Here is a 23,211-nt window from a genome sequence, read left to right as displayed (position 1 = left end):
CAAGGACTGTATTCCCATGATCATTTCCTCGACCCAGGATTACCGTGAGGCGGCACGCCGGCGGCTGCCGCCCTTCCTGTTCCACTACATCGATGGCGCCAGCTACGACGAATACACCCTGCAGCGCAATACCCAGGACCTGCGTGAGCTGTCACTGCGCCAGCGGGTGCTGCAGGAAGTCGGTGACGTCGACCTCTCAACCCGTCTTTTTGGTGAGGATCTGAGTCTGCCAGTGGCTCTGGCGCCAGTGGGGCTGACGGGCATGTATGCCCGGCGCGGCGAGGCCCAGGCCGCCCGGGCCTCGGCCGCAAAGGGGGTTCCCTTTACGCTGTCCACCGTGTCGGTGTGCCCGATCGAGGAGGTGCAGCAGGCCTCGGATCGGGCACTCTGGTTCCAGCTTTACGTGCTCCGGGACCGCGGCTTCATGAAGAACGTGCTGGAACGGGCCTGGGAGGCCGGTGTGCGGACCCTGGTGTTCACCGTGGACATGCCTGTGCCCGGCGCCCGTTACCGCGATGCCCATTCCGGCATGTCCGGCCCGTACTCAGGGGCCCGCCGTATGCTGCAGGCCGCCACCCATCCCGCCTGGGCCTGGCATGTGGGGGTTCGTGGGCGCCCCCATGATCTGGGCAATGTCTCCGCCTATCTCGGTGAGACGATCAGCCTCGAGGACTATGTGGGCTGGCTCGGCAGGAACTTTGATCCGTCCATCGGCTGGAAGGATCTTGAGTGGATCCGCGAGTTCTGGAAGGGCTCCATGGTGATCAAGGGCATCCTGGATCCCGAGGACGCCCGGGATGCGGTGCGGTTCGGCGCCGACGGCATTGTCGTCTCCAACCATGGCGGCCGCCAGCTCGACGGTGCCCTGTCCAGCGCCCGTGCCATGCCGATGATCGCGGATGCGGTCGGGGATGAGCTCACGCTGCTGGCGGATTCCGGTATCCGATCCGGACTGGATGTGGTGCGCATGCTTGCCCAGGGGGCTGACGGTGTTCTGCTCGGCCGAGCCTATATCTATGCGCTGGCGGCGGCGGGAGAGCAGGGCGTTGCCCACCTTCTGGGGCTCATAGAGAGTGAGATGCGTGTGGCGATGACGCTGACCGGTGCCAGGTCCATCGGGGATATTTCCCGGGACAGTCTGGTGTCGTCACCCTGATCGATTGCGGCTTAAGCCCATGACGCCCGCAAACCAGACGGGGTATCATAGCGCCGTTTTTCCATTGACTCGGGACCTGCAATGACCACCAAGTTCCTGCTCGACGAAAGCCGTATTCCCACCCATTGGTACAACCTCCAGGCGGATCTGCCGGAGCCGTTGCCGCCCGTGCTCAATCCGGCAACCCATGAGCCGGTGACGCCAGCGGATCTGGAACCGCTGTTTCCTGCGTCGCTGATTGAGCAGGAGGTAACCACAGAGCGGGAGGTGCCGATCCCTGAGCCGGTCAGGGACGTTTACCGTCAATGGCGGCCCGCGCCCCTGTATCGTGCCCATGCTCTGGAAAAGGCGCTGGGAACCCCGGCGAAGATCTACTACAAGTACGAGGGCGTGAGCCCTGCCGGCAGCCACAAGCCCAACAGCGCCATACCCCAGGCCTTTTTCAACCGCGAGGCGGGTATCCGCCGTCTCACCACGGAGACCGGGGCGGGGCAGTGGGGCACCTCGCTGGCCTACGCCGGTGCGCTCATGGATATGGACGTGCAGGTCTTCCAGGTACGGGTTTCCTACGATCAGAAACCCTATCGGCGGGCAGTCATGGAAACCTACGGGGCGCGCTGTATTGCCTCTCCGTCGAATGAGACCGAGTTCGGCCGCAGCGTACTCGCGGACAATCCGGACCATACCGGCAGCCTGGGTATCGCCATCTCCGAGGCGGTGGAGCTGGCAGCACAGGATCCAGGCACCAAGTACGCGCTGGGCTCGGTGCTGAACCATGTCCTGCTGCACCAGACGGTGATCGGCCAGGAAACCATGGAGCAGATGGCCATGGCCGGGGATTCGCCCGATGTGATTGTGGGCTGCACCGGTGGCGGCTCCAACTTTGCCGGTTTTGCCTTCCCGTTCATCGGCCAGTCACTGCGTGGCGGTGAAAGCCCGCGTGTGGTCGCCGTGGAACCCTCATCATGCCCGACACTGACCCGTGGCCAGTACGCCTATGATTATGGTGATACGGCGAAGATGACCCCGCTGACGCGCATGCACACCCTGGGGTCAGGCTTTACGCCGCCCGGTTTCCACGCCGGCGGGCTGCGCTATCACGGCATGGCGCCGCTGGTTTCGCACGCTAAACAGCTGGGCCTGTTCGAGGCGGTTGCCTATCCCCAGAAGGCCTGTTTCGAGGCAGGGATTCTGTTCGCGCGTAATGAGGGGATTGTGCCGGCGCCGGAAGCGAACCACGCGGTGCGGGGTGCTATCGACGAGGCTATCCGCTGTCGGGAAGAGGGCAGAGCCGAGACCATCCTGTTCAACCTGTGCGGCCACGGGCACTTTGATATGGCGGCCTACACGTCCTATTTCGCAGGCGAGCTCAGCGACCATGAGTACAGCGATGGGGAACTCGCCATGGCCCTTTCGGGTCTGCCGTCCGTCTGAACGGCAGTTCCGGGGCAGCTCAGCGGTTGTTGCTCGGTCCGCAGGTTTTGATGCCAATGGGGCGATGAGCCCAACCAGCCCTCAGAGTGTCTGAGGGCCTGGAAATAACAGGGCTACCAGAACAAGGAACAATCTCCCTGTTCATGGGATGTGCGATTCGGTGGCAGCGTGGCTATTCCCCCAGGAAGCTGCTGTACATCCAGGCGGTTTTCTCCTGTTCAGTGATGTAGTCACTCATCAGTGAGTTGGTACCCTCATCGCTGGCCTCTCCGGAGGCTTCCAGGATGTCCCGTTCCAGCTTGATGAGCACAGAAAGCCCGTCGAGGATCTCCTTCACGCACTGGTGCCCGTCGGTTACGTTCGTCCGTTCTGGAATCCGGGACAGGTTCATGTACTCCGAGTAGGCGTGAATCGGGCGGTAGCCGAGAGTCAGGATGCGCTCAGCGATCTCATCCACCTTGAGGAGCAAATCCGTGTAGAGTTCCTCGAACTTGGTGTGCAGTTCGAAGAATTTATCGCCTTTGATGTTCCAGTGATAGCCGCGGACGTTCATGTAGAAGATCTGGTAGTGGGCCAGCAGTTCGTTCAGCTGGTCAGCCAGGCCCTGAGCCTTGCTTTCTTCAATGCCTATGCGGTTGGTCGACATGGGTGCTCCTTGGTTTGCCTGTTCATAACATTACGCCTTATTGAAATAATGGTGTCTGGACATCTCGTGTTCAACCACCAGGAAGCATTAAATGGATAGGCGTTTTCAATCCACCTGATGGCTCAACGCCAGGTGGGAGGGCATTGTCCATGGGCACCGCATGGCGTCGGCTGTTTTTTCAATGTCTTCAGACAGCGCCCGGTCGGAGGTGAGCAAGGGGGAATGGGCACGGACCCATACCATCATCTGCGCTGTTGCCTCGGAACGCAGATCAGGCTCCGCACGCAGCTCAAGGGCCTGGACCGCCATCAGGGCATCGATCGCCAGAAGCCGGTAGAGCAGAGCCAGCAGGTGATGCGTTCTGCGCGCCCCGATGGTTCCCATGGTCACCACATCCTGGTTGTCGCCGTTGGTCGGGATGGACTGGATCGAAGCGGGTGCCGCCTGGGTGCGCATCTCCGCTAGCAGGGCGCTTGCCGTAACCTGTGCTCCCATGAATCCGCTGTTCAGTCCCGTTTCCGAGCCCGTCAGGAAAGCGGGCAGGTCCTGGTTCAGACGGGGGTTGGCCAGGCGGGCAATGCGCCGCTCCGCGTGGACCGCCAGCGTGATGACGGCGTTGGCCAACGCATCCGAGGCCAGGGCTACGTGCTGGCCGTAGAAGTTGCCGCCATGAAGAGCCTGATCGAAAGTGTCCGGGAGGACAGGGTTGTCGGTCACACTATTGAGTTCCGTGGTCACGGTCTGCGTATGCCAATCAATCTGGTCCGCAACAGCCCCAAGAAGCTGGGGCGCACAACGGAGACTGTAGGGATCCTGAATGGGCGCACTGAGCTGGTGCAGGGCGTCTGTTGAGACCTGGCCCTCATCGGTCATTGCATCAGGTGGGGCATCATCCAGAATGGCCAGCCAACGATGCAACTTCTTTTGGCCCGGATGTGGCCGCAGTTCGCCAAAGGCACTGTGCCAGGCCTCACGGCGTCCACGCAGAGCCTGGGCGTGAGCCACGGTGATCAGGGTGCTCCAGCGCAGGGCTCGTTCCGCCAGACGGTCATTGAGTGCGGCAATACCCGTCATGGCGGAGGTGCCATTGACCAGGGCAATGGCATCTTTACCGGCGGGTTCCAGCGGTTCCAGTCCCAGGCGTTCAAGAACTTCCGCCGCAGGTTCAGCCCCGCCGTTAGCATGCCGGATCCACCCCTTGCCCATGAGAGCTCCGGCGATGTGGGCCAATGGGGTCAGATCACCGCTTGCGCCAACAGTACCCATGGCGGGAACGACCGGAAGCGCGCCCGCGTTAAGGCAGCGCAGAAGCTGATTGAGGGCGGATGGAGAAATGCCGGAGGCGCCCAGGCCGAGGGCACTGATGCGCGCCGCCATGGTGGCACGCGTCTGCTCCTGAGAGAGGGGCTCTCCCACGCCAGCACTGAGGTGGGCAACAAGATTCCGTTGAAGGGCCTCGCTGTAGTCACCGCCTACAAGGGTATCCGCCAGGGGCCCGTAGCCTGTGGTTACACCATAGATGAGGCGTTGTTCTTCCAGGTAACGGCTGAGCCGTTCGTGGCTCTTGCCGATCCGGTGCCAGGCGTTTTCACCGAGAGACAGCGCTTCCCCAAGCGCGATGCGCTCCACGTCCTCGGTGGTTGTGCCATGCCCCGGCCAATGAATTCCGTCACCAGTCACTCAGTTTCCCCATTTCATTGCGCGGTAGCGCTGTTCCGAAATCAAACCGCACTGGCCGCTCCGGTGTTGCGAGGTTGGCATTCACCCATTGGCGCAGGGTCTCTTCAAGTGTCTCCCGGTCAGCACCTTCCACCGGCACCACGAACGCCTTGAGCCGGATCCCGCTACCTGTGTCGAAGGGCCGGATTGAGCACTCCACAACACCGGGGTGATCTGCGAGCGTTCGTCCGATGGAGGCGGGGTCAACATTGGTCCCGGCAACCTGTACCGCTCCGTCCTGTCTTCCCGTGGGTACCAGCGTCCGCTGGTCGTACCAGTGGAGTTCGTCAGGAGCGGCGACCGTGGCTGCCAGGGGCCGGAGAAACAGGCTGCGGGTATTGCCGTCAGCGGCGCGTTCCCAGTGTTCCAGGAGGGTGAAGGGCGAATCCGGGTCTGATCGCCACCCAATACCTCCTGTCTCGGATGAGCCATACACTTCGGTCATGGAACCAAGCTTCTGGTTTTGGAGCGTTCGGATCACCTCCGGCGGGCAGGGCGCGGTAGAGGTTACTCCAGCAACGTCAGTGTTGAACTCAGTATGGCGACCACTGCGATAACGCCACCACTCCGGGTATGCCACGACAAGATCGCCGGGCTCCGGGTCCAGTGCAAATTGCTGTGCCGTGTCACCATGGCAATAGGGCACCTGCAGCACGTCAGCGAGCAGTGGTCCCCAGATGAAGCCATAGATATGATGCGGGGGAGCGACCCCGACTATACGGCACCGGTCTGAAAACGCGCTGGCAAGCAGTGAGACCTCGCTTTCAAGATGGGCTAGCGGCAGGCGATTAAGCCTTGGCTCTCCCGTCGTGCCCCCGGAGCGGAATCCAATATGGGTAGTGCCATCAGCGAGGCCTTCCCGGATCAGAGCCACCCAATCCTCAACGGCGTCTTTTCGCAGCAGCCATTCATCAAGGCCACTGGCTTCCAGGTCAAAAAACTCGTTGACCACTCGAGCCAGCGCCAGTTGTTCTATTGAGTCAACCGCCAGTGGGCCGTCTCTGAGAGAGTTCCCGGCGGTGGCTTTGCTCACCAGATCGGCACTGCTGGCGCCTCGCTGGCTGGCCAGTTCGCTGCCGATCAGGTGGCTCAGTACCGCCAGGGTGGGGTGGGTTCCGAGCTGCATCAGACGCGCTTGACGAAAACCCAGTAGCTATTCCCATCGAGGGACTTTTTCATGTGCACCTTCACCTTCGTCGGCTTCATCTGATAGTCAAAGGTGTACTCGAACATGGTGCTCAGGTTGCCGCTCTTCACGCCTTCCTGAAATTTCCCGAAAAAGTCGTCCGTCTTGGTGCAGGGAGCGACTTCCGTGAAGAAGTTCTTGCCGATCACCTCTTCCGGCTTACGTCCGGTGATCTCGCCTTCTGCTTTGTTATAGCTGAGAATTTTGCCATTGGCATCAAGGTTGATGGCGCCAAAGGCCAGCTGGTCGATGTCACGATCACTCATCTCAGCAAGCTTGTTGCCGATATCTTCCGAACCAAAGTTAACGCGTTCCATTACTGCTCCTGAATTATTGAAGTGTGCACTGTTAACTACGCACATCGATCAGGCAGCGGACACTGGAGTTTGTAACGGAATGTATCGCCGCGCCCGGTCACGGTTACTCCGGGCGCCGGTACCGACTCAGGGCTCCTCGTAGGGTCTGTCAAGATCCTGAATGACGGAAAACGCTCCTCTCAGATCACCAGGCTCGTAGCCTGTCGCCTGGTCAGCCGGATACTGTTTTTCAAGCGCGGCCCTGATGGCTTCGGACTGGTTCTCTTCCGGTCCATGACAGCCCATGCACTGGGGTTTGACGCCGATCGGTTTCATGTAGCGCAGATAGCGGGAGTCGCCCACTTTCTGAATACTGCTATGCTCAAGGTTTTTCATTGTCGCTCCCTGATCCAGTTGCTCCTGGAACCGGGTGAGTACCCGCGACTCATGGGCATCTGGCATACCCAGAAGCGGATTCCGTACCCGGGTCCCGACCCGGGTTATCCGCCAGCCGGTTTTGCGGGAAAGCCGGGATTTAATGGCCGGTGCGCGATCTCTGCACACCCGGATTGCCGCCTCTGGACCTTCTTCCTTCATCGCGGACCTGAGCTCAGAAGCAAGTTCGGTTGCCAGCTGATTGACGACTGACCGGGCGCCCTCTATGCGTTGATCTCGCTCGTGAACCTGAACCGGCTCGGATGGGATGGCAACTGCGGGGAGCAGCAGCAGGAATGCGAGTATGCGGATACAGTGAGTCATTGGACGGCCTGGTTTCAATGTGCATTAGAATATTCTCATATTATTGCGATTAGGTTCTCTGTGGCAAATCGGAGTGTCCGGTTTTTGATGATTTCGGGTATGCGCGTCTATCCGTCTGATCGCGTTGGGTAGGATTTAGCTTTTGCGTTGATTATTATCATGTTCTTTGTCTGCATTACGGGGCGTGATCCACCATGAAGCGAACTCAAAACAGCCAATCGCTGCCATCGCTGCAGTCACTGGTGGCTTTTGAGGCAACTGCGCGTCTGGGCTCCATGACGGCTGCTGCTGATGAGGAGCGCACGACTCAACCTGCGATCTCGCAGCGCATTCGCGCACTGGAGGAGTGGGCGGGCATGCCTCTGTTTGACCGTAAGGGTGGAAAGCTTCAGCTCACGGCCAAGGGAGAGCGTTTCCGTCGGGAGGTTTCATCTGGCCTGAGCGGGATTCGGGGCGCTTGCGACCGGCTGTTGCGTGAGGGAGAAGGGCCGGCGCCCTCGGTTGTGATTGCGGCCGGCTCGGGATTTCTGCACCTGTGGTTGCTGCCACATCTTCCGGCGATGAAGCAGGCGTTCCCCGAGGTCACATTCACACTCAAGCCTATTGACCGGGCGGACGACCCTGAGCTGCAGGCAGCAGATATTGCCATTCGTTTCGGCCCCTATCTGCCCCAGGAAGAAAGCCAGCTCCTCGCCAGGGAAGAGGTCTTCCCTGTAACCAGCCCTGACTACGCCCGCAGTAACGCCTTGGGCAGTGAGCTAAAGGCATCCGATCTGGACCACGTCACACTGCTGCACCAGGATATCCACGAACCGCGCTGGCTCGACTGGCTGCAGTGGTGTGATCAGGTCGGGATTGAACTAGCGCCAAGGGAAGATTATTTCGCCTATCACAACTATGCGCTGCTATTGCACGCGACGCTGGCGCGCCAGGGGGTGGCGCTGGGGTGGTCTATCCTGGTGGAGGAGTACCTGAAAACCGGGCAGCTGATTGCGTTGGGGCCGCGAATAAAGCGCACGGAGTATGGCTACTGGCTGAGCGCGAAACACCACCGCAGCGCGGTGGTGCAGCCTATCTGCGACTGGCTGATGGCTGCCATGCAGCCGTATCAGCCAGTCGATGCCAGGTATTAGGCGTGCTCACCTGTCTGCGCAAGCGGCTGCCGCGGTTCCTGCACCAGCGATAGCAACACGCCAAGGGTCATCAGGATGATAACGAAGCTGACGGGGAGTGCGGCGGCAATCAATGCCGTCTGCAGAGCGGAAAGTCCACCCAGCACCAGCAGTACGGCAGCCACCAGCCCAATCATTGCACCCCAGTAAACGCGGAAAACGTGTGGTGGCTCCTCGTCACCCAACGAGAGGATGGTCGTTACCACCAGGGTGCCCGAATCCGACGATGTGATGAACCAACTCATCAACAGGAACACCATCATTGCCGAAAGCAGCCAGCCAAACAAACCGGTACCGGCGATGCCATCAGCCGTGGCGAACAGCGCTGCGGGAAGCTTCCAGCCATTGACCAGTTCAATAATGCCTGCCGTGCCAGCTCCGCCGGAAGCAGACAGCTCCTGGTGAATGGCGGTACCTCCAAAGATCACCAGCCATGCAAAAGCGATCAGAGTTGGCACGAACAGAACGCCCAGAACGAATTCACGAAGCGTTCGGCCTTTGGAGATCCGGGCAATGAAAAGACCCACGAAAGGTGCCCAGGCCAGCCACCAGCCCCAATAGAAGATGGTCCAGGCCCGCTGCCATTCTCCGGTCTCCGGGGAGTCCGCTTTCCACAGACCCATGGGAACCACGTTGACGGCATAGTCGAAGAGGGTCTGAAAAAAGGTGGTTAGCAACCAAAGCGTAGGGCCCCCAACCAGGAAAACACCGACCACCATTACCGAGACCCAGATATTCATCTCGGAAATGATCCGGATGCCTTTTTTGACGCCCAACGCCGCCGACAGAATCGACAGGGTGGAAATCACCAGGATCAGTATGAGCTGGGTAGTCAAACCGTCGCTGATTCCAAACAGTCGCTCCAGTCCGACACTCATCTGGCTGACGCCAAGACCCAGTGAGGTTGCAACGCCGAATACGCAGCCGAGCACCCCGAAAATGTCGAAAACATGGCCTACAGGTCCGAAGATCCGTTCACCAATAAACGGATAGAGTGCTGAGCGCAGTGCCAGTGGAAGACCTTTACGGAATGCAAAGTACGCCAGGGACATACCGACGATCACGTAGATGGCCCAGCCATGGAGACCCCAGTGGAATACGGTGACCCGAAGGGCATCAATGGCGCGCTCCTGATTGAGTGACGTGGCGCCGGCCATATCGGCATGAGGATTATTCGGGTAATCGAAAGCACCGGTATTATCAAAATAGAAAATCGGCTCTGCCACTCCGAAAAACAGAATCCCGATCCCAATACCCGCTGAGAACAGCATGGAAAACCAGGAAAAGTTCCCGAACTCCGGACGGCTGTCATCCGTTCCCAGGCGGATACTGCCGTAACGGGTGAAGATCAGAACAGCGCAGACCGCAAGCAGCGCCATGACTGTCACCAGGTAATAGCCGCTGAAAGTTGTTTCAATCCAGGTTCGGGCTGCGCCAAATACGGTGTCGGCGCTACCTGACAAGCCGGTGAACAGAACGAAGAGCAGGATGAGCAGGGTTGCGCCAATGGTCATGCGTTTGTGCATGCCACGGAACAGACCGCCCTGGGTAAGTTCGGTTACCTTGTAGTCTGTGGTGATAACCGCGTGGGGGTTGTCTTCCTGCAGATTAGGCGTTGGAGCGTCGTTTGAGGTAGCGATAATTGTGTCCTCTTTAAAGTCGGTCATCGGGCCGACGATCCCGCTGCATGCCCGGTTTGGGGGGGATGTAGTGGCAGCTGCCCGCAAATACAGGGCGCCTGCCACTCATGCAGTGCGTGACAACAGGGGCTTACCTTTAAGCCGGTTCCTCTTGACCGATCACGGCCGGATCAAAAGGCGCGCGCGAGAAAACCCGCCGCAACAGCGGTTCAAAATGGTCCAGCGTGGGTGTTGGGTAATCCGGGTCGAAAGAGGCCTGATCGTAGCGCTCGCAGAAATCGATGCAACTCTGGTACCACGGGTGGTCCCTGTAGCGATCGCGCTCATAGGGGTCCTCGCCGAAATGATGCGCATAATAGACTTTCTGGAAGAGGCCATGGTGCCGCACCACCCAGGTCACCTCCGCGCGCACGTAGGGTCGGATGATCGAGGCCGCGAGCTGAGAATGGTTGTAGGGTGCGAGCTCATCGCCCAGATCGTGGAGGAGAGCGCCTGCAATCATGTCGTCGTCCGCGCCATCGGCTTCGGCGCGCGCGGCCGTTTGCAGCGAATGCTCGAGGCGTGAGACCTGGTAACCGCTGAGGGTGTTTTCCAGATTGCGTAGCGCCTGCATCAAGCGATCCACCAGTCCCTGATTGAACGCCTCTTCCAGCTCATCCAGCAGCACGTAATCCTCGCGGGTGCCGTCTTTCATCTGACGAAAGGAAACCTGTTGCATTTATGCGACCTCTTCTGTGGTTTGATCCAGTTTCTGGAGACTTGCATAGCGCTCTCGCGGCCCGTCAGCGTCCAGGTAGCAGCCCTGGAGGTGGCGGTGCCCCTCACTGGGGTCATAGCTGGTGCGCCCGTGCAGTACCCGGCTGTTGTCGAACATCATCAGCTCGCCGGCATTGAGCGTGAAGCGTGCTTCGTAAGCGGGGTCGGAAAACAGCTGACCCAGGCGCTGGCGTGCCTGGTGGAACAGGCGTGTGTCCGCATCCGAAAGAAGCGGCAGGGCATCCAGGCGCGGACTGTAATGCACGCCCGTCGGGTTGCCGTGATCATCCGTCTGGATCATGGTGCGTTGGGTGGTCAGCTCGGTGCCTGCATCCACAAAACGAAAGCGAACCGGCGTGCGCTTGAGCAGCTCATAGCCTTCCGGGGTTTCGGCGCGCAGCTGCTCCAGCACTTTGAGGCTGTCCGCAAGCGTGGAAAGGCCGCCGCTGGTTTCGTTTACCAGGCAGTGCAGCAGCTGGATACCGGGGACCGGATTACGGTAGGGATTATCAGTGTGCGGTCCCAGAGCCACGCTACGGTAGGCCAGGTCATTACCAGTGGGCCGTGAATAGACTTCGAAATAGCGCCCGAAGTTGGTTTCCTTGACGTAGCCGAAATGGCTCCCCACCTCCAGGATGCGCTCTGGGTCCGTCGGCACGTTGTACAGGATCAGGTAGCCATACTGCAGGTAGGCTGACAGAGATGCCTTGAAGTAGGCGTTATCCTGCTGGACACGCACCCAATCAAAGCGCACGCGCTGCTGGTCCAGGCTGGAATCCCAGGGCTCCGCGGCTGGGAAAGGCGCTGTATTGCCCAGCTCCTGGGCCAGGGCGGTCAGGTCATACACTTCTTCATGACCATCGCTGAACGACAGTGAAACGCGGTCGGTGCCCACAGGTTCAGCCTTTTTCAGGGTCAGCGCGTCGTCGATGGCGTGGGAATCGAACAGACGCTGCTGTGTCATTGGTTCCAACTGGTCAGGCGCCTGCGTCCGTTCCCGCAGCCATAGCGGGCTGACCTCCATCGTTGAACGGCCGTCGTCGATGTGCACGGCTGCGGGCTGCTGGTGAATGATGAACGGATGCTGTGGCATAAGAACTCCCTCGGCTTGTTTGAATGCGGGCTGACGCTAGCGACGCGGCGTTATGATGGTTACTGCTGGGGCGAGGGAGTAGGGCCGGAGGCTTATCCTGCTCTATGCAATTTTCTTATGGGAAGCCTTTGCCTGTCTTCCGGATTTTGGCCGGCTGGTGTTAAATCAGTCACCTGAAAACAGCTATTGACGACAGATGCGGCGTCAGTAAAATACACACCCGTTGTCGAGGGCAGCACACAGCCCCATCAGAGAGCGGGAATAGCTCAGCTGGTAGAGCACCACCTTGCCAAGGTGGATGTCGCGAGTTCGAATCTCGTTTCCCGCTCCAGTTTCCTTCCCTGTTTCAGGCGCGGTGGCAGAGTGGTCATGCGACGGACTGCAACTCCGTTTACGCCGGTTCGATTCCGACCCGCGCCTCCATTAACCCGATGTCACCCCCTTTTCCGTGTAAGTCGCCCCAGTCGTGCGATGGCTGCGTCCACGCGGTCCGCATCCGCAACGCCACAGTTCACCCTGAGATAGCGCTGGAACCGTTCCGTTGAGGAGAACAGCGGACCCGGGGCGATGCTGATGCCTTCTTCCAGTGCGTGCTGTTGCAGGTTAAGGGTGTTGGCGTGCTCCGGCAGTTCCACCCAGAGCACGAATCCGCCCCGTGGTCGGCTGACCCGGGTGCCCCGGGGGAAGTGCTCCTGTATGCCGCGCGCAACACGGTTGACCTGGCGCTGATAGATCCGCCGGATACGCCGCAGGTAACGGTCGTAGCCGCCCTGGTCCAGGAACCGGGCGAGCGCGAGCGTCTGCAGGGTTGGGGCGGCCTGGTTGGTCGCGTACTTGAGGTAGGTGAGCTGGTCGCGGAAGCGCCCGGGTACAGCCCAGCCGATCCTCATTCCGGTTCCCAGTGTCTTGGAAAAGGAACTGCAGTACAGAACACCCCCGTCCGTGTCCCAGGCCTTGGCCGCCCAGGGCCGATCACCGGAGAACCCCAGCTCGCCGTAGATGTCGTCCTCGATCAGGGGAATGCCATTGTCCGCAAGCAGCCGGACAGTCGCTTCCTTGCGTTCATTGGAGGCGAGGTGGCCCAGCGGATTGCCGTAGTTGGGCATGGCCACACAGGCCTGTATCGGCCATCGCTCGATGGCGCTTTCCAGGGTCTCCGGGTGGATGCCGCCACCGGGCTCGGTCGGTAACTCCAGAGCCCGCATGCCCTGGGATTCTATGGCCTGAAGGATGCCGTAGAAGGTGGGTGACTCAATAGCGATCACGTCTCCGGGATTGGCCACGGCGCGCAGGCTCAGGGAGATTGCTTCCTGGCAGCCACTGGTGATGACCACGTCATCCGGGCTGATGTGGCAGCCGGCATCCGCCATCCGGCGGGCGATCTGCACACGCAGGGATTCATCTCCGGGAGGGAAGTCATAGCCGGCCACACGGTTCCTGTGGACCCGCCGCGCATGCCCGATACAGCGGTCCAGGGCCGTAAGTGGCAGCAGCTCGGGATCGGGCACGGCGGTTCCCAGGGGAAGCAGGGCAGGGTCACCATACTGGCGGATCAGCTCCAGTACGCGGGCCTGGCCTGTGACCAGCGTGGGCCCATCCTCAGTACTCTCAGGCTTGCGCCACTCCACAGGGGCGGCATCCGGTTCCTGAACGTAGAATCCGGAACGCGGCCGCGCACGGATGATGCCGCGATCCTCCAGGAGCTGGCACGCTTCCACGGCGGTGGCCAGGCTGACCCCGAACTGCTGTGACAGTTTGCGTATACCCGGCAGCCGGTCCCCCGGGCTGTAGACACTGTCCTCAATCTGCTGGGCGATCTGTCCCGCCACATCCTCGTAGAGCCACTTGCCCATCTGTACTCCTTAACTACATCGCCCCCTGATGCTGCCATAGGGGAAAACCGAAAACTGTAATGGTTTCTTTTTTACGTTTCTGAATCTGTACCGTCAACGGAAATCTGCGTACAGTTCTTCTTGGTCGTGGTCGGACGCCGGCATCAAACCCGCCCGGCGTTCCCGTTCCCATCGCTGGCCAGCCTGGTCCTTCAGGCGGTGGTGCCAACCACCTACCGATGGGGAAGCGGTATGCAATACCTGCGTACGGTTAACCACGGCAGGACTCCCTATCTGATTCAAGCGGATGTTCCTGCGGACCAATTTTCAAGGAGAAACGAATCATGACAGCTGTAGAAAACGCGAATGCCGGCGAACAGTACGAGCAGTATACCCCCAGTTTCGCCGAATACTGGGATGACCTGGTCGGCTGGGACGATCGCCTGGAACGCGATGGACCCTTCTACGGACGGCTGCTCAACGCTCACGGCGCAAAAGACGTCGCCGACGTTGCCTGCGGTACCGGCGTCAACGCCGTAGCCCTGGCTCTGGGGGGCTTCAAGGTCACCGCCACTGACGGCTCAGAGAACATGCTCGAAAAAGCGCGGGAGAACGCCAAGGCACGCGGTGCGACTTTCAATAAATCCTGCGTAGCTGACTGGCTGACCCTGGACGATACCCTGGGCAAGGAACAATATGACGCCATCGTGTGCCTGGGTAACTCCTTTACCCACCTGTTCGACCACGAGCAGCGTCGCGATGCCCTGCACGCCATGTTCCGGACACTGCGCCCGGGTGGCATGCTGATCATCGATCACCGCAACTACGACACCATGCTGGACGAGGGCTACAGCTCCAAGCATGCGTACAACTATTGCGGTGACGGTGTGGATGTGGGCCCCGCCCAGCTGCATCGCGGTCTGGCGCAGTTCCACTACACGTTCAAGGACGGCAGCACTTTCCAGCTCAACATGTATCCGCTGCGTCAGAACTACGTAACGCACCTGCTCGAGGACGCGGGCTTCGTTAACGTTGAACGCTACGGCGACATGCAGCGTCCGTTCATCCTCAATCAGGTGGACTTCATTCAGCAGGTGGCTTTCCGTCCGCCGGAAGCATAAACACCGCTGCGTGATTGTTTTGAAAACCCCGCGGTTACGGCCGCGGGGTTTTCTGTTTCTGAACCTCTGATTGCGTTCCCTTCCAGGGGTTTATACAATCCTCCCGCCTTTCCTGATCCTTCTGCGGCTGTGGTGGAATGGGTAGACACTGGGGACTTAAAATCCCCTGCCTTCGGGCGTGCCGGTTCAAGTCCGGCCAGCCGCACCATTTCCAGTCTGAACATTGAGCCGCTGCCCAAAGGGGTAGGGAACCGTTCCCGGTCTCTCCGGTTCCGCTTTGTCCGAAGTGTGCATTCCCGGGGGCTGCCCAGGGCGTCAGCGGGTGAGTTCCTCGGCCCGGGCATTATTTCCGGCTTCCCGGTGCACGGCGGCAAGATGCTCCCGGATCTCCGCGGCCTCGGGCGCCAGCTCATGGGCGGATTCCAGAATCTCGATACTCCGCTCAAGATCCCCGTTGCGGAAGAGTATCCAGCCGTAGGTATCCACAATGGAGGCGGCTTCCGGATTGGCATTATAGGCTTTTTCCGCCAGTTCCAGTGCCCGCTCCGGTTCGTCCTCATGAAGGAGCCAGGCAAGGTTGTTCAGGGCAACGGCGTTCTCGGGCGCCAGCTGCAGGGTCCGTTCGTAGGCGCTACGCGCCGCTTCCCGGTTGCCGGTACTCTGCTCCAGCATTGCCAGTTCGAGGTACAGCCTTGAGGACTGGGGGAACTTTTCGGTGGCTGCCGCAAGCACCTCAATGGCACGGCGACCGCGCTCCGCCTCACGCAGCACGCGCACCTGGCGTGCGACAGTCTGAGGCGAATCGGATTTGTCCCGGGCGAGCTGGTACAGGTCCGCTGCCTGGGAGTAGTTGCCCTCGCTGGCCATATAGTCCGCCTCCAGCAGGAAGGGCCGGGGAGAGCCGGGGTGCTGGGTCTTTATCGAGCGGAGAATGTCCCGGGCATCCGAGGCACGCTCCGCCTCAAACTGAAGCCGTGCCTCAAACAGCGCAAGTCCTTCATGTTCCGTATAGCGCTGGCGCCCCTGGCGCACGAGTTCCCGGGTGCGGCCGTCATTGCCACGGTCGGCGGTAGTGCGGGCAGCAGCGAGATAGGCGCCTGCAATCACAGAGACCTTCTGGCCGCTGTCATCGAGCCGGTTCTCGATGGCGGCAACCAGCTCGGAGGCCCGTTCATCATCACCACTTTCAAGTGCCACTTGCAGCAGATAGCGATGGGGGGCTGTTGCTGAATCACTTTCGTCGGCCACGCGGGCAAGAAAATCCCGCGTGGCGTCTTCAGCATCGTGATTCGCGGCAACGGACACAAGATCCCGAAGGTAGCGTGGGCTGTCCGGGGCGAGCTCAACAGCCCGACGCAGGTGCTCCAGGGCAGGCTTCGCGTTGCCATCCCGGGCATGGAGTGCACCCAGGGCATGGTGGCTGGCGGGAGACTCATCCATTCCGATGGCCTCCTGATAATGTTGCCGCGCCGCGTCCGAATCCCCGCGGAGCTGTGCTATGTCGCCAGCCAGGTTTTGGGCAAGGACACTGTCAGGCTGATCACTGCGCCACTGGTCCACTACCTTCCGGGCGGCTTCGTGCTCGCCTTGCTCAGCCAGGAAGCGGGCAAGAAACGCCCGTGGCTGTTCCGCGTCCGGTGCGCGCTCAATGGCGGTTTCAAGCTGTGTCCGCGCCTCCTGATTGTTGCCCTCGGAGGCGAGGTAGCGGGCAAACCGTACCCGCAGGTCGGTGTTGTCCGGCGCCATCGCCAGGGATTGCTCAATCATGGCACGACCGAGCTGGTCCTCACCGCTGCTGAGCGCGGCGACGCCGATCAGTGCGACCACTCCGGGGTCGTTGCCTTCGGGATCCAGCTCCTCCAGCATCCGGCGCGCTTCTTCAGGACGCTGGAGCTGGATCCGGGCCGCGGCCAGCATCTTGGTAAGCTCACCGGAGTCCACCTTATCCTGGTATTCCGACAGAAGTGACTCGGCATCATCCATACGACCCTGCTGGAACCGGATGATGCCCAGCAGGATGCCGGCGTCGTCATGACCTGGTGCCTGAGCAAGTACCTCCTCAAGATGGCCGGCAGCAATGGAAAGGTTACCCTCACCATAGGCCTCGCGGGCAGCCCGCATACCAGACCGGATGGTTCCCGGAGCGGAATTCGCCAGCATTTCCTCGTAGACGAATGCCTGGGAGGCATTGCCGTTCTCACGCAGCACGTCGATCAGCAGGGAAATGGTTTCGTATTTGCGACGGGTCATCACATCGTAACGTCCGATGCCCTCAAGGGCCTGGGTGTAGGCTTCCGCAGCCTCCTCGAACCGGCCTTCCTGATGGGCGATGCGGGCGCGCCAGAGCCACACCTCGGAGTCATCGGCGTCCTGCTCCCTGGCGGCTGCCAGATGTTCCCGGGCGGCCTCTTTATCACCCTGCTGCCAGGCGAGCCGGGAAAACCCCAGATGGGCCATGATGGCGCCCGGGTTGGTATCCAGGGCCCGCTTGTACGCTTGGCGGGCGGCGTCGGCATCACCCGCCTGACGGTGGGCATCGCCAGCGAGCCGGTGCGCGGTAATCTGCTGGTTGCGCTCAGGCTCCCGGAGGGAATCGAGAGCCTCAATAGCACCGTCCCAGTCCTCGCGGATCAATCGTGCCTGGGCGCGGGCGAGCGCCATGCGGTTGAGGTGATCCCGGTTCTCTGGGTCTTCCGTATCAATCCTTTCAGCGAGCTCATCAAGCTGGCGTTCCGCGGTGTCTCCATCCCCCGCAGTAATCAGGTTTCTGATGACCAGGAACCAGGGCTCGAACTGGTCCGGCTTCAGCTCCATAGCATTGCGGGCCTCCTGGGTGCTGGCCTGGAGCTCACCCTGTTCGCGGAAGAACTGCGCCTGATCCATATGACTCAGAAACTCGACTTCCTCCTGGCTCATCTGGTCGTCGTTGCTGCAACCGGCCAGAAGAGCCAGAAGCAGGGCCAGCGGAAGCCATGGCTGGATAGATTTCATTGGACCCCCTGAGCGACCGAAGTCGCGATGCTGTACTTGTCGGTGAGGTTATAGAGTGTTGGTCGCGTAACGCCCAGAAGCCGTGCTGCCTGCGCCATGTTGTAGTCGGCGCACAGCAGTGCCTGGGTAATGGCGCGCCGCTCCGCCTCCTCACGGACCTGGCGCAGGTTCAGGGCGGAACCGGTGCTGTCGTCCGCGGCGTCGAGCTCCAGATCAGCGGCTGTGATGCGCTTACCTTCGGCCATGATGGTGGCGCGCTTGACCTTGTTGATCATCTCACGGACGTTGCCTGGCCAGTTATAGGCCCGCACTGCGCGCAGCGCATCTTCCGAGAAGGTCAGGGTGGTCCGGTTCATCTGGCCAGCAAACTCCCTGAGAAGGGACTGGGCGATCAGAACAGCATCGCCTTCACGTGCCCTCAAGGGGGGAACTGGTACGGTGATCTCGCTCAGGCGGTAATAGAGATCCTCACGGAACTGCTGATTGCGGATCAGGGTCTCAAGATCCTGATGAGTGGCGGCCACCACCCGCACATCCACCGGGATGGAACGCACGCCACCAACACGCTCGATGACCCGCTCCTGCAGGAAGCGCAGCATCTTGACCTGCAGCGACAGCGGCATATCGCCAATCTCGTCCAGGAAGAGCGTGCCACCGTGTGCCATCTCCACCTTTCCCTGTTTACTCTGGCTGGCACCTGTGAAGGCGCCTTTCTCATGGCCGAACAGCTCGCTTTCGAGCAGGTTTTCCGGGATGGCCGCGCAGTTGATGGCCGCAAAGGGCTTGTTGAGCCGGGGGCTGAGATCGTGCAGTGCACGTGCCAGCACCTCTTTGCCGGTTCCGGTTTCACCGGTGATGAGAGTGGTCACGTCCGCAGGTGCGATCTTCTCGATCGTTCGGCAGGTGGCGATCATCTGAGGGCTTGAAGCAATAATGCCCTTGAGGCGGGCGCCATTATGACCAACAGCCAGCCGTTCGTTCTCCCGCTCAAGTTCGTGGAGGCGGAAAGCGCGGCTGACGACAAAGTTGAGGATATCGCTGTCCAGCGGCTTCTGATAGAAGTCCGCGGCGCCCATGCCCACGGCTCTCACCGCGTTCTCACGGTCTTCGCGCCCGGTTACGACAATAACCTTGGTGGCAGGTGCCAGGCCAAGGATATCCTCTAGAAGACGGAAGCCTTCGCTGGCGCCACCGGGATCCGGTGGCAGTCCCAGATCCAGAGTCACAACCTGCGGTTCACATCGGCGAAGGGCGGCCATGGCCTCCTCGCGGTCCTCTGCGACGGTGACCTCGGTACTTCCGTCAAAACACCACCGCATCTGGCTCTGCAGGCCAGGGTCATCTTCTATGATGAGCAGACGACGTGCTTCGGCATTTCCCTGCATGGATTTTCCTTACTGCGGTCAGCGCGATCAGCGCCCCTCAGGCTGAGCGTATGCTTTCTGCCTGCTGATGCCAATAGTGAATGATCATTAACGTGATTTCTGCAGCATTTAGGGCTCTGAATGGGCATCAGGCGAGGCCAGGGGCAGCCGGATGGTGAAGCAGGAGCCCACTCCGGGTTCACTGGTGACGTCCATGGCGCCCCCGATCTGTTTGACGTATTCCTGGGCCTGGTAGGCCCCGATACCCATTCCGGTCAGGCCCTTGGTGCTCTGGAAAGGACGGAAGAGCGAGTCCCTGATAAAGGTTTCACTCATGCCGTCGCCGGTATCCTGGACAAACAGCACCGCGGCCCCGCTGCCCGCCTTGAGGGTGAGGCTCACTTCGCCGTCCCGGCGCGTCGCATCCTGGGCGTTCTGCACCAGATGGGAGAGTACGTTCTGCAGCTGCTGTGGATCGGCCCGGACAATCACATTGGATAAGGGACCCTCATAGACCGGCGCGGGTTCCTGGTTACCGCGCTGATCCACCACCTGCTGAGCGAGGGCGGCAACATCCAGTTCGGTTTCCCGTTCCGCGGTTTCCGGTTGACGGATGTGTTCGACAAGTCGCGACATCTTATTTACGGCGTGATCGGTGGTGGCGATCATGTCATCGATGAACTGGGGGTTGTCGCGGTGTTTGGGGGCGTTGCTGACCAGCAGGGAAAGCTGGGCGATCAGTGTCTTGAGGTCGTGCACCATGAACGCGGAAGCCTTGTTGACGGCCTCGAACTGCAGCGCTCTGGAAAGGCGGCTCTGGGCGTCCGCCTGGGCGAGGAAGTTGCTCAGCTGGCGGCCCACCACGCGGATCAGGTCGAAATTCTCCCAGTTGAGCTCAACCCGGGTATAGGGAGAGCCAACGAGGGCGATGCCATAGAGCTCCCGCCCGAGGTAGAGAGGAATGATGAGCCACTGGTCGTTGAAACCGAGAATGGCATCGGGAATCTCGAGCAGGTTGTAGCGCACGGGATCGACGGAGTATTCGTCCATGTCCAGGATCCATTCACGCTCGCGAAAGAATGCCGTCAGTTCCGCATCCCCGTCGATCTGTGTGTGTTTGGGCGGCACCAGCCCCACGGATGCCTGGAATGAGAAATGGCCTTCATCGTCCCGCAGCCACAGGGCTCCGGTGCGACTTTCGACAAGTCCGGCAAGGGTGCGGATGGCCCGTTCCGGCAAGGGGGGGTCCTCGTTGAGGTTGCTGAAGGTCTCGGTCATCTTCAGCCACTCGTCGCGGTAATCGTACTTGTAGTCAAAGAAATTCTGGCTGACGAACATCATGACCCGTGCCCGGAACCAGCTGGAGGCCATCAGCAGCACAAACAGGAGCACGAAGGCAGCGATGAACACCACCTGCAGGCCTTCCCCCCACTCCCCCCCGGCAAGCCGGACATAGTAGCCCCCGATCGCGACGATCAGCAGATAGATGCCCGCGAAGACCAGCGTGCCGGCGTGAAAGACAAAGGTGCGTGACAGCTGCAGCTGGACGGGCTGACGCCGGGCGTTGATCAGGTTGACGGCGAAAAGGGGCGTCAGCAGGGCGTTGACCGCACCACGGGCGTCCCAGAGTCCGCTGGCCATACGGTTGAAGAGCAGTGCATCCGCATAGAGAAGGAATTCATAGAGGAAAACGCCAGTGATGCCGAAGCACAGATAGCGGATACTGGAACGCCCATAGGCCGAGGCATTGCGCCAGATCTGTTCCAGCACGCTGATTCCCAGCAGCGAAATGGCAAGCTGTGCGAACAGCATCGCCCGCGCTGACAGCAGGTTTATATCCAGTGCCCATCCTGTCAGGGCGGAAACGATGAGGACGGCCAGAATCGTGAGCAGAGCACCACTGGCAAACAGCAACAGCCGGCGGGAGAATAGGCTGTGATCCCGGGCATCGCGGATCAGCGCGAAGAGCACCAGGATCCAGGCGCTGTTACGGGCGAGTTCGATAACATAGCGCAGGGCGAATTCGGGCCAGCCCCAAAGGGTCTGCGCCACGATAGCAATGGCCCAGAGCGCGGTTAGGCTGGCGGCCAGAAACAGGGCCCTGTCGGTACCCCGACGCAGGTAGCGGCAGGCGGTAAAGCCTGCGAGGACACTATAGACCACCGCCGCCGCAAGGTGGCTGACAACACCGAACTCCAGCAACTGTTACTCCCTTTGCTCATTCGGAGTCGCGGGCGTTCAGGACTGGTACCGAAGCTCGCGATAGTAACGGAAAATCGTCTCCAGGCGGCGTTCCGGCTCGAACTGGAAACGCTGGGCGAACTGGCGACCATCAATAATGACAGGATACTTGAAAAAATCCATCAGATAGGGTGGGAAACGTCTCATATTGAGAGCCCGAAGCAGGGTGCGGGGCAGCATCGGGGGGATGGAGGGAACGGGAATCGGCCGACAGCCGCAGGCCTCCAGTGCATCGCGGTAGTCCACCCAGTCCTGGGGTGCGACATTGAAGATGCCCGTGTGCGGCTGGCGGTAGGCCGTTTCGATCGCGCGAGCCATGTCCTCGCTGTGGATGAACTGCATCATGGGCGAGAAACCGGCCATGACCGGCGCATTGTGCGAGGCCAGGAGATTGCTGATGGTGTTGCGCACACCTGGGCCCACGATGTTGCACGGCCGCAGGATGGTGATGTTGAGATCCGGGTTCCGCCAGAGATAGATGGTGGCCAGGTTCTCAAGCTCCACGGAATCCACCAGATCCATGCTCAGCCCGGCGCTCTTGAGTGGGTAGGATTCGTCGATCAGTGCGGGATTGAACGCATTGGCACCGTAGACATGATAGGTGGACAGGACGATGACCCGGCGCACGCCATAGCGGTCACTGAGCGACAGCAGCCGGTCGGTGCCCAGCACATTGGCGTTGTAGCGGCTCATCCGGGTCCCCTGGCTGGACATGATGCGACCGAGGTGGACAACGCCGTCAAAGCGGTAGCGCCGGAATAGATCCTCGAAACCACGTTTCTGGAAGTCCACCCGGTAACTGGCGACGTCGGGGCCGAGCCAGACCTCCTCGCGGAAGTCCACAGCAACGATCCGGTAATCCGCCCGCAGGCGCTGTATGACCTGCTGGGCCAGGGCACCGCCGGCACCGGTAACCAGCAGGGTGGGCCTGTTCTCCGCTGAACCGCTCAAAACACCCGCTCCCGTTCGCTCAGGCCCTGGTCGATCAGATCACTGATGGCACTGCGGACCCTGTCCACATGCCGCGCCATGGTCTCTTCGGTCATTTCCGGGTCCGGCTGGAAGTGCATGGGTTCGCCGAAGCGCAGCAGCACCCGGCTCGGGAGAACCACAGGTGCGGCGACCGGCACATAGGGGACACCGAGCCAGCGTGCCAGAGGACGGACGTTACCGAACGCCGGCATGGTTTCCTCACAGCCAACAACCCCGACCGGCACAACGGTGGCGTTGTGTTCCATGGCCAGACGCATGAAGCCGCTGCCAAAGCGCTTGAGCTGGTAGCGCTCGCGGTAGGGCTTGCCGGAGCCCCGGATGCCCTCCGGGAAGATGATCACCGCTTCGCCGTTTTCCAGCATGCGGGCGCAATTGGCAGGGTCACCGAGAACGGCCCCGACCTGGTTCAGCAGGTTGCCCAGCCAGGGCACGGTGGGGAAGAAGCGTTCGATCATGGCGCGGGGCAGGCGGGGGTTCCTCGCCCGGTTGGCGAGGGTGTACCCGATCATGAGGCCATCCAGGGGCAGCTGGCCGCTGTGGTTGGCCACCAGCAGTACTGGCCCTTCGTCCGGTACGCGCTCTTCACCCCGGCTGTCCACCCGGAACCAGTAATCGTGGATGGGCCGGACCAGTGTCATACCGATCTTGGCGGCGTCCTCCTGAAAGCCCCAGGGATCATGGCCAAGGCTGCCGGTGACCTTGCGCATGCGATCCACCTGACGGTCGACCGCCTCGGGCACAATCCGTTTCTTCAGATACTGTCTCAGTTTCATGCCGGGCCCCGGGTTCAGGTATAATGGGATTCTCACAGA

At 60.8% G+C, this 23,211-nt stretch carries 18 protein-coding genes and 3 tRNA genes; 7 read left to right on the top strand and 14 right to left on the bottom strand.

What is annotated here, in order from left to right:
- Positions 1 to 16: 16 nt before the first annotated feature.
- Both lldD and F3089_RS04015 read left to right on the top strand, forming a co-directional pair.
- Positions 17 to 1,156, top strand: coding sequence for an FMN-dependent L-lactate dehydrogenase LldD (gene lldD, locus F3089_RS04020; RefSeq protein ID WP_151439552.1), 1,140 nt, complete (start codon positions 17 to 19; stop codon positions 1,154 to 1,156).
- An 81-nt stretch (positions 1,157 to 1,237) separates the two neighbouring features.
- Entirely contained in the window at positions 1,238 to 2,590 is a 1,353-nt protein-coding gene (locus F3089_RS04015) for a TrpB-like pyridoxal phosphate-dependent enzyme (RefSeq protein ID WP_151439551.1), read from the top strand.
- A gap of 172 nt (positions 2,591 to 2,762) precedes the next feature.
- Here the strand turns inward: F3089_RS04015 and F3089_RS04010 are convergent, their stop codons facing one another.
- The 5 genes from F3089_RS04010 to F3089_RS03990 form a co-directional block, all read right to left on the bottom strand.
- Complete coding sequence (locus F3089_RS04010; RefSeq protein ID WP_151439550.1) at positions 2,763 to 3,236, bottom strand: Dps family protein; 474 nt, start codon at positions 3,234 to 3,236, stop codon at positions 2,763 to 2,765.
- 105 nt (positions 3,237 to 3,341) lie between these two features.
- A complete protein-coding gene (locus tag F3089_RS04005; RefSeq protein WP_225741663.1) occupies positions 3,342 to 4,916 on the bottom strand; it encodes an HAL/PAL/TAL family ammonia-lyase in 1,575 nt (524 codons plus the stop codon).
- Positions 4,906 to 6,081, bottom strand: a complete 1,176-nt coding sequence (locus F3089_RS04000) for an AMP-binding enzyme (RefSeq protein ID WP_151439549.1) — start codon at positions 6,079 to 6,081, stop codon at positions 4,906 to 4,908. Before F3089_RS04000 ends, F3089_RS04005 begins: the two co-directional genes overlap by 11 nt.
- Entirely contained in the window at positions 6,081 to 6,458 is a 378-nt protein-coding gene (pyp, locus tag F3089_RS03995; protein ID WP_151439548.1) for a photoactive yellow protein, read from the bottom strand. Before pyp ends, F3089_RS04000 begins: the two co-directional genes overlap by 1 nt.
- Before the next feature lie 126 nt (positions 6,459 to 6,584).
- Positions 6,585 to 7,196 carry a Tll0287-like domain-containing protein gene (locus tag F3089_RS03990; RefSeq protein WP_151439547.1) on the bottom strand — a complete coding sequence of 204 codons (612 nt, stop codon included), beginning with the start codon at positions 7,194 to 7,196 and terminating at the stop codon, positions 6,585 to 6,587.
- A gap of 194 nt (positions 7,197 to 7,390) precedes the next feature.
- On the opposite strand from F3089_RS03990, the gene F3089_RS03985 reads away from it, so the two are divergent.
- On the top strand, positions 7,391 to 8,329 hold the full coding sequence (locus tag F3089_RS03985; RefSeq protein WP_151439546.1) for a LysR substrate-binding domain-containing protein: 939 nt from the start codon (positions 7,391 to 7,393) through the stop codon (positions 8,327 to 8,329).
- Here F3089_RS03985 and F3089_RS03980 read toward each other — a convergent pair.
- The 3 genes from F3089_RS03980 to F3089_RS03970 form a co-directional block, all read right to left on the bottom strand.
- Positions 8,326 to 9,894, bottom strand: coding sequence for a BCCT family transporter (locus tag F3089_RS03980; protein WP_151439660.1), 1,569 nt, complete (start codon positions 9,892 to 9,894; stop codon positions 8,326 to 8,328). The two genes, F3089_RS03985 and F3089_RS03980, sit on opposite strands and share 4 nt — an antisense overlap.
- 250 nt (positions 9,895 to 10,144) lie before the next feature.
- Positions 10,145 to 10,726, bottom strand: coding sequence for an HD domain-containing protein (locus tag F3089_RS03975; RefSeq protein ID WP_151439545.1), 582 nt, complete (start codon positions 10,724 to 10,726; stop codon positions 10,145 to 10,147).
- Positions 10,727 to 11,857 carry a TauD/TfdA family dioxygenase gene (locus F3089_RS03970; RefSeq protein ID WP_151439544.1) on the bottom strand — a complete coding sequence of 377 codons (1,131 nt, stop codon included), beginning with the start codon at positions 11,855 to 11,857 and terminating at the stop codon, positions 10,727 to 10,729.
- Positions 11,858 to 12,112: 255 nt separating this feature from the next.
- Between F3089_RS03970 and F3089_RS03965 the strand changes: the two genes are divergently transcribed.
- Positions 12,113 to 12,188, top strand: a tRNA-Gly gene (locus tag F3089_RS03965).
- Between the two features lie 18 nt (positions 12,189 to 12,206).
- Positions 12,207 to 12,280 (top strand) — tRNA-Cys (locus F3089_RS03960).
- Between the two features lie 11 nt (positions 12,281 to 12,291).
- On the opposite strand, the gene F3089_RS03955 is transcribed toward F3089_RS03960, so the two are convergent.
- On the bottom strand, positions 12,292 to 13,710 hold the full coding sequence (locus tag F3089_RS03955; protein WP_151439543.1) for an aminotransferase-like domain-containing protein: 1,419 nt from the start codon (positions 13,708 to 13,710) through the stop codon (positions 12,292 to 12,294).
- Positions 13,711 to 14,033: 323 nt separating this feature from the next.
- On the opposite strand from F3089_RS03955, the gene F3089_RS03950 reads away from it, so the two are divergent.
- A complete protein-coding gene (locus F3089_RS03950; protein WP_151439542.1) occupies positions 14,034 to 14,810 on the top strand; it encodes a class I SAM-dependent methyltransferase in 777 nt (258 codons plus the stop codon).
- A 123-nt stretch (positions 14,811 to 14,933) separates the two neighbouring features.
- Positions 14,934 to 15,018 (top strand) — tRNA-Leu (locus F3089_RS03945).
- A 107-nt stretch (positions 15,019 to 15,125) separates the two neighbouring features.
- Here the strand turns inward: F3089_RS03945 and F3089_RS03940 are convergent.
- The 5 genes from F3089_RS03940 to F3089_RS03920 all read right to left on the bottom strand — a co-directional run bounded on the left by F3089_RS03940 (position 15,126) and on the right by F3089_RS03920 (position 23,172).
- The gene (locus F3089_RS03940) at positions 15,126 to 17,801 is read right to left on the bottom strand and encodes a tetratricopeptide repeat protein (RefSeq protein ID WP_151439541.1); all 2,676 of its coding nucleotides are present in this window, start codon (positions 17,799 to 17,801) and stop codon (positions 15,126 to 15,128) included.
- On the bottom strand, positions 17,798 to 19,186 hold the full coding sequence (gene prsR / locus F3089_RS03935) for a PEP-CTERM-box response regulator transcription factor (RefSeq protein ID WP_151439540.1): 1,389 nt from the start codon (positions 19,184 to 19,186) through the stop codon (positions 17,798 to 17,800). Before prsR ends, F3089_RS03940 begins: the two co-directional genes overlap by 4 nt.
- Before the next feature lie 108 nt (positions 19,187 to 19,294).
- Positions 19,295 to 21,367 carry an XrtA/PEP-CTERM system histidine kinase PrsK gene (prsK, locus tag F3089_RS03930; protein WP_151439539.1) on the bottom strand — a complete coding sequence of 691 codons (2,073 nt, stop codon included), beginning with the start codon at positions 21,365 to 21,367 and terminating at the stop codon, positions 19,295 to 19,297.
- 36 nt (positions 21,368 to 21,403) lie between these two features.
- Positions 21,404 to 22,357 (bottom strand): SDR family oxidoreductase, encoded by a 954-nt coding sequence (locus F3089_RS03925; protein ID WP_151439538.1) that lies wholly within the window; start codon positions 22,355 to 22,357, stop codon positions 21,404 to 21,406.
- Entirely contained in the window at positions 22,354 to 23,172 is an 819-nt protein-coding gene (locus F3089_RS03920; protein WP_151439537.1) for a lysophospholipid acyltransferase family protein, read from the bottom strand. The genes F3089_RS03925 and F3089_RS03920 overlap by 4 nt, the downstream gene beginning before the upstream one ends.
- Positions 23,173 to 23,211: the final 39 nt, after the last annotated feature.

This window comes from Halospina sp. K52047b, from assembly GCF_008709855.1.
GTDB classification, from domain to species: domain Bacteria; phylum Pseudomonadota; class Gammaproteobacteria; order Pseudomonadales; family Oleiphilaceae; genus Halospina; species Halospina utahensis_B.
Note: the sequence above shows the minus strand (reverse complement) of the source record. Positions and strands in the feature narration are given on the sequence as shown.